Here is a 6,749-nt window from a genome sequence, read left to right on the forward strand (position 1 = left end):
AGTTGCCACTCCATCAAACCGATAATGGTAAAACTGCATATAAAAATAACTGCCGCGACCAAGGCCGACATTTGTAAACTGATAGAGGTGCGGTCGAGAAAAACGTCGGTTCATGGTGTCAGGGTATCTGAGTATTGAAATTATGATGTCGATGGGTAGTGGTGCAGTTTTAGCCGATACTTTTTACACCCTCAATCGATAAGTTTTCCTAAACATTTTTACAGAATGCAACCGTAGGAAAATATACATAAAAAAGCGGAGCCCGAGGGTATCGGGCTCCGCTGTAGAGACGGCGTGAGGGCCGCTATTCGGCGGCTTGCGCCAGTTTGGGTTCGGCCCACCGCAATACCGGCTTGCGGGCGGCGAGGGTTTCATCGAGGCGGCGGCGCGGCGTTAAGCGCGGCGCGGCATGGAAGGCTTCCGCCTCGCCCGCTTTGGCCTTTTCGGCCAGGGCGCGCATGACGGTGATGAACTTATCCAGCGTCGCCTTATCTTCGGTTTCCGTCGGCTCGATCAGCATCGCCCCGTGGACAACCAGCGGGAAATACATGGTCATCGGATGATAGCCCTCGTCGATCAGCGCTTTGGCGAAATCGAGCGTTGAGACGCCGGTATCCTTAAGGAAACTATCGTCGAACAGCACTTCGTGCATGCACGGCCCGGCGAAGGGCGCGGAGAAAACATCCTTCAGGCTGGCGAGGATGTAGTTCGCGTTTAGCACCGCGTCCGAGGACACTTGCCAGAGCCCATCGGCCCCGTGGCTGAGCATATAGGCCAGCGCCCGCACGAACATGCCCATCTGGCCGTGGAAGGCTTTCAGACGGCCAAAACTCTGCGCGGCTTCGGCTTCCGCCGCCTCCAGCACGGCGAAACTACCGTTGCGGTTAACGACCCACGGCAGCGGGGCAAAGGCCGCCAGCGCGTCCGACAGCACCACCGGCCCGGAGCCGGGGCCGCCGCCGCCGTGCGGGGTGGAGAAGGTTTTATGCAGGTTAATGTGCATGCAATCGACGCCGAGATCGGCGGGGCGCACCCGGCCAACAATGGCGTTGAAATTCGCCCCATCGCAGTAGAAATAGCCGCCTGCGCCGTGAATGGCGTCGGCAATCTCCCGAATATCCCGCTCGAACAGCCCGCAGGTATTCGGGTTGGTCAGCATGATCGCCGCCACATCCGGCCCCAGCTTGGCCTTGAAGGCGGCGAGATCGACGCGGCCTTCGGCGGTCGCCGGAATCGGATCGACGGTGAAGCCGATCGACGCTGCCGTTGCCGGATTGGTGCCGTGGGCCGATTCGGGCACGAGCACCCGCGTGCGGTGGCTCTCGCCGCGCGCAGCCAGCGCCGCCTTAATCGCCACCATGCCGCAGAATTCGCCGTGGGCACCGGCGGCGGGGGACATGGCGACGGCGGGCATGCCGGTGAGCGTCTTCAGCCAATGGGCGAGCGTATCGATAAGTTCGAGCGCGCCTTGCACGGTGGAGGTCGGTTGCAGCGGGTGAATGTCCGAAAAGCCGGGCAGCCGCGCCATGCGTTCATTCAGGCGCGGGTTATGCTTCATCGTGCAGGAGCCGAGCGGGAAGAAGCCCGAATCGATGCCGTAGTTCTTTTGGCTGAGGCGGGTGAAATGGCGCACCACCTGCGGTTCGGCCAAATCGGGCAGGCCGATGCCGCCCCGGCGGGCGAGCGCGCCCAAGCGGTTCGGCGCTTTCGGGGCCTCGGGCAAATCGACGCCGGCGCGGCCCGGTTGCCCCAGTTCGAAAATCAACGGCTCTTCGAGGATCAAGCCGCGATGGCCCGACGTGGTTTCGACGGATGCCAATTCCACTACCGCATCGCGGCTGTGGCGGCCCTGGGAACGGTCTTGCGCGGTCATGGGAGCACCTCTTTCAGCCCGGCAACCAGGGCATCCATATCGTCGTCGGTCACGGTTTCGGTCACGGCCACCAGCAGGTGATTGGCAAGCTCGACATGATCGGGCCATAGGCGGGAGGCCGGAACCCCGGCGAGAATCCGTTTCGCCGCCAAAGCTTCCACCACGGCGGCGGCATCCTTCGGCAGAACCAGGGTGACTTCGTTAAAGAAACTATCGTTCAGCACGCGCACGCCCGGAACGGCTTTCAGCTTCTCGACCAATTGGCTGGCCTTGGCGTGATTGAGCTGCGCCAACTGCGTCAGCCCGGTTTCGCCGAGCAGCGACATATGCACGGTGAACGCCAAGGCACAGAGCCCGGCGTTCGTGCAGATATTGCTGGTCGCCTTCTCGCGGCGAATATGCTGCTCGCGGGTGGAGAGCGTCAGCACCCAGCCGCGCTTACCATCGGCATCGACGGTTTCCCCGCACAGACGGCCCGGCATCTGGCGCATATATTTTTCGCGCGTGGCGAGAAGGCCGACGTAGGGGCCGCCGAAGTTCAGCCCATTACCGATGGACTGGCCTTCGGCCACGACAATATCCGCCCCCATCGCGCCCGGCGGCATGAGCGCGCCGAGCGAGAGGGCTTCTGTCACCACCACGACCAGCAGCGCGCCCTTGGCGTGGGCGGCAGCCGCAAGCGGGGTCAGGTCACGGATATGGCCGAAGACCGAGGGGTTTTGCACAACGACGCAGGCGGTATCGGAATCAATCCGGCTGGCGAGATCTTCCAGCCTTCCGGGTCGGCGGCGGCGGCGTCCAGGGTGAAATCGCCATACGCGCCGTGGGTTTCGACAATCGCCTTATAATGCGGATGCAACCCGCCGGAGAGCAGCGCTTTCTTGCGCTTGGTCACGCGGTTGGCCATCACCACGGCTTCAACGCAGGCGGTGGAGCCGTCGTACATGGAGGCGTTCGCCACCTCCATGCCGGTGAGCAGCGCCACTTGCGTTTGAAACTCGAACAGATATTGCAGCGTGCCCTGCGCGATTTCCGGCTGATAGGGCGTATAGGCCGTCAGGAACTCGCCGCGCTGGATGATGTAATCGACGCTGGCGGGCACATGGTGGCGGTAGGCCCCGGCCCCGATAAAGAAGGGCACGTCCCCCGCCACCAAATTCTTCGCGGCCATCGCCTTCAGGGTGCGTTCAACCGAAAGCTCCCCGGCGTGAAACGGCAGATCAACCGGCTTGGTGCGCACGGCGGCGGCAGGCACATCGACGAACAGGGCATCGACGCTGGGCGCGCCAATCGTGCCGAGCATCGCCCGGCGGTCGCCCTCGGTCAGCGGTAAATAGCGCATCGCTTAGGCTCCGATATGGGCCTGATAGGCCGCTTCGTCCATCAAGCCATCGAGTTCGGACGGGTTGGACAGGGTGATTTCGAAGAACCAGCCCTCGCCCTGCGGGTCGCTGTTCACCAAGCTGGGGTTATCGGGCAGCGCGGTATTGACGGCGGCAATCGTGCCCGACACCGGCGCGTAAATATCCGAGGCGGCTTTAACCGATTCGACCACGGCGGCTTCCTTGCCCTGCGCGAAGGTCGCGCCCACGGCGGGGAGTTCGACGAACACCACATCGCCCAATTGTTCCTGCGCATATTGGGTAATGCCAACGCGGGCGGTGGTGCCCGTAACCTGCACCCATTCGTGGTCGGCGGTAAATTTCACGGTGGACATGGAAACTCTCTCCTAGCGAACGTAGCGATGGGGCGTGAAGGGCAGCGGCGCGACATGGGCCGGAACCGGCTTGCCGCGTAAATCGAGAAACAAGGTGCGGCCCGGCGCGGCATGGCTGGCGGCGACATAGCCCATCGCCACGGGGCCTTGCACTGTCGGGCCGAAGCCGCCGCTGGTGATAATGCCAAGCTCTTCGGTTAGCCCGGCATCGGCATAAATCTTTGCGCCTTCGCGCACCGGCGCGCGCCCTTCGGGCTTAATGCCGACGCGGCGGCGGGCGGGGCCATCCAAAAGCTGGGCTTGAATAACCGCATCGCCCGGGAAACCGCCCTCGGCCCGGCGACGCTTGGAGATGGTCCAGGCCAGATCGGCTTCGATGGGGCTGGTCCCTTTCGTAATATCATGGCCATAGAGGCACAGCCCGGCTTCGAGCCGCAGCGAATCGCGCGCGCCGAGGCCGATGGGTTTCACCGCCGCATGGGCAAGCAAAGCCTGCGCCAGCGCTTCCGCCGAGGCATTGGGCACGGAAATCTCGAACCCATCCTCGCCGGTATAGCCCGAGCGGGTGATGAACAAAGCCACGCCGTTCCAGGTAAATTCAGCCCCGGAGAGGAAGGCCAAGGCTTCGACGCCCGGCACCAGCGCCTTCAGCACGTCCACGGCTTTCGGGCCTTGCAGGGCGAGCAAAGCGGCATCCGTATGCTCAATAATCTCGCAGTCGGTCAATTCGGCGCGAAACCGGGCAATATCCTGCGTTTTGCACCCGGCGTTGACGACCACGAACAGCCGGTCTTCCAGCTTCGTCACCATCAGATCGTCGAGAATGCCGCCGTCCGCTTGCGTCAGCATCGTATAGCGCATGCGGCCCGTTTTGAGGATTTGCAGATCGCCCGGCACCAGCCGTTCCAGGGCGACCGCCGGATCGGTGCCGTTCTTGCCGCGAATCGTGACTTGCCCCATGTGCGACACGTCGAACAGGCCCGCGTTGTCGCGCGTCCAGCTATGTTCGGTCAGAATCCCGGTTGGGTATTGCACCGGCATGGCGTAGCCCGCGAAGGGCACCATGCGCGCGCCAAGGCTGCGGTGGAGCCCGTCGAGCGCCGTTGTATGAAGGGGAGTATCACTTTCAGTCACAGATCCGGTGCCTTTCGCGCAAGCAAACTCGCGTGCCGTCCTCCGACGGCGGGCACCCCCTCTGTCTGATTACCTGAAAGATCGACCGGGTTTATCCGGCTTGCCTCGTCGGTGGACGGCAGACGCCGTCGCTTTCCAGAGCGGTCGATCCCTGTGCGGTCCTGGATGCCTGAGAGTTTCCGGGGTGGGTTGCTCCTTCGGCGGCGGACAGCTCCGCGCTCTCCCACGCAGGGCTTATGACCTAAACTGAGGTATGGGGGATTTGGGGGGGGAAGTCAATTGGACGCCCCGCCTAATTATTCTGAATCGAAAGCCCGTTCCCGTCGATCCGCAGTTCCAGCCCTTTGGGCTTGGTCTTCTCCTGGTAGATATAGGCCCCGAGGCCAACGATCACGGCCAGCAGGACCCCGATCAAGACGTAATTGAGTTTGCTCATCGGACCCGCCGTTCATTATTGCAGGATGAGATAATTATTCTCGAACCCAACCTTCTGCGTGCGCATCATCAGCGTCACTTTGCGCCCGTCGCCCAAGGTGATGTTGAGTTGGCCTTTCGGGCCGCCGGTCGGGCGGACGGCCTGCAGGATGATCCCGACGGTCGCATCGAACGACAGGTGAATGCCCTTATCCACTTTCGATTGCGTCACGGTATAGCCGCGCCCCGGCAGAATGTAGAGTTGGCCGTTTTCCGGCACGACCGCGTTTAGGGTTTGGCGGTCGCGTACCACCACCACTTTGCGCTCTTCCTTGGCGGGCGCGGCGGTGGCGAGGGGGGAAAGGGCGGTCACGCAGGCCAGGGCTAGCGCCGAAAAAGCGTATCGCATCATTCCTCCTCGCTCGCATCGGCGCTAAAGATCGCCGTCACGTCGGCCTGGGTCAAGGCGCGCCAGTCGCCGGGGGCCATTTGTCCCAGGCTGAGACCGCCGATGCGGGCGCGGTGCAGGGTTTCGACGTGATTGCCGACAGCGGCCATCATCCGCCGCACCTGATGGTAGCGCCCTTCGGTGAGGCGCACTTCCACCTGTTTGCCATCGTCCGAAACCGCGCGCAGTCCGGCGGGTTTGCAAGGCGTTTTCTCGTTTTGCAGCATTAAGGTGCCGCTGGCGAAACTGGCGATTTCGTCGCCGCGCAAGGGGCGGGCGAGGGTGGCTTGATAGAGTTTCGTTACTTTCCGCTTGGGCGAGATGATCTTGTGCAGCAACTGCCCATCGTCGGTCATCAGCACCAGGCCGGAGGTATCTTTGTCCAAGCGCCCGGCCACCGATAGCACCGGGTCGCGCCGACGAAAGCGGGGCGGGAGCAGATCATAGACCAAGCGGCCCGGATCGTCGGTCGAGCACACAAAGCCTTCGGGCTTGTGCAGAATCAGCGTCAGCGGGGCGGGGTCGAGCTTTTCGCCATCGGCGGACAGGCGGGCGGGTCGATGCGGGGATCATCCTCCAGCACCGCGCCATCGTCGAGCGTCAGGCGGCCCTCGGCGATCCAGCTTTCGGCTTCCCGGCGGGAGGCGCAGTAGCCGAGCGCCATCAACCATTGCGAGGCGCGTTTCTGCATTAGCGCGTTGCCTCCAGCAGCTTAAACCCGTCTTGGTCGAGCAGGCTGCGCCAGGACTTGAACTCCGCCTCCAGATCGGCCTCATAGGGCAGCGAGCGGTTGGCGACCAACAGCAGTTTGCCGCCCGGCTTCAGCCCATGAGCGGCGGCGCGAATAAAGCCTTTCCCCAAATCGGGCACCGCCGCCCGACCCTGGTGGAACGGCGGGTTCATCACCACCGCGTCCCATTGCGCCACCCCGTGCGGCTGGGTGGCATCGGCCCAGCGCACCGAGACGCGCGGATCGGTAAGGTTCTGGCGGGCGAGGGCCACGGCGCGCGAATCGGCGTCCACGGCATCGATGCGCGTCACGCCGGGGCAGCGCGCCAGAATTTCCGCCGAAAGATAGCCCCAGCCGCAGCCCAAATCCGCCACCACACCCGCAAGGCTGGCGGGCAGATGGGCGGCGAGCAGGGCCGAGCCCGCGTCGATCC

The 6,749-nt window shown here is 63.4% G+C and carries 8 protein-coding genes, 1 pseudogene and 1 riboswitch; all 9 genes and pseudogenes read right to left on the reverse strand.

Annotated features, from left to right (window positions below; all coding sequences use genetic code 11):
* Nucleotides 1–304: 304 nt before the first annotated feature.
* Entirely contained in the window at nt 305–1,873 is a 1,569-nt protein-coding gene (gene gcvPB, locus VZ95_RS04460) for an aminomethyl-transferring glycine dehydrogenase subunit GcvPB (protein WP_084627570.1), read from the reverse strand.
* A pseudogene (gene gcvPA, locus VZ95_RS04465) lies at nt 1,870–3,215 on the reverse strand (aminomethyl-transferring glycine dehydrogenase subunit GcvPA). Before gcvPA ends, gcvPB begins: the two are co-directional and overlap by 4 nt.
* A 3-nt stretch (nt 3,216–3,218) precedes the next feature.
* Nucleotides 3,219–3,590 (reverse strand): glycine cleavage system protein GcvH, encoded by a 372-nt coding sequence (gene gcvH / locus VZ95_RS04470; RefSeq protein ID WP_045774808.1) that lies wholly within the window; start codon nt 3,588–3,590, stop codon nt 3,219–3,221.
* Nucleotides 3,591–3,602: 12 nt separating this feature from the next.
* A complete protein-coding gene (gene gcvT / locus VZ95_RS04475) occupies nt 3,603–4,724 on the reverse strand; it encodes a glycine cleavage system aminomethyltransferase GcvT (RefSeq protein WP_045774809.1) in 1,122 nt (373 codons plus the stop codon).
* 146 nt (nt 4,725–4,870) lie between these two features.
* Nucleotides 4,871–4,960: riboswitch (glycine riboswitch) on the reverse strand.
* A gap of 56 nt (nt 4,961–5,016) precedes the next feature.
* Nucleotides 5,017–5,160, reverse strand: a complete 144-nt coding sequence (locus VZ95_RS25075; RefSeq protein ID WP_045774810.1) for a hypothetical protein — start codon at nt 5,158–5,160, stop codon at nt 5,017–5,019.
* Between the two features lie 15 nt (nt 5,161–5,175).
* Nucleotides 5,176–5,550: a hypothetical protein gene (locus VZ95_RS04485; protein ID WP_156995046.1), complete on the reverse strand. Its 375-nt coding sequence runs from the start codon at nt 5,548–5,550 to the stop codon at nt 5,176–5,178.
* Nucleotides 5,547–6,065, reverse strand: coding sequence for a pseudouridine synthase (locus VZ95_RS04490; RefSeq protein ID WP_198148085.1), 519 nt, complete (start codon nt 6,063–6,065; stop codon nt 5,547–5,549). Before VZ95_RS04490 ends, VZ95_RS04485 begins: the two co-directional genes overlap by 4 nt.
* A gap of 29 nt (nt 6,066–6,094) precedes the next feature.
* Nucleotides 6,095–6,277, reverse strand: coding sequence for a hypothetical protein (locus VZ95_RS25080; protein ID WP_198148086.1), 183 nt, complete (start codon nt 6,275–6,277; stop codon nt 6,095–6,097).
* A partial coding sequence (locus VZ95_RS04495) for a class I SAM-dependent methyltransferase (protein ID WP_045774812.1) occupies nt 6,277–6,749 on the reverse strand: 473 nt, incomplete at its 5' end. The genes VZ95_RS25080 and VZ95_RS04495, both read right to left, overlap by 1 nt.

Source organism: Elstera litoralis (assembly GCF_000963705.1).
Taxonomy (GTDB): Bacteria; Pseudomonadota; Alphaproteobacteria; order Elsterales; family Elsteraceae; genus Elstera; species Elstera litoralis.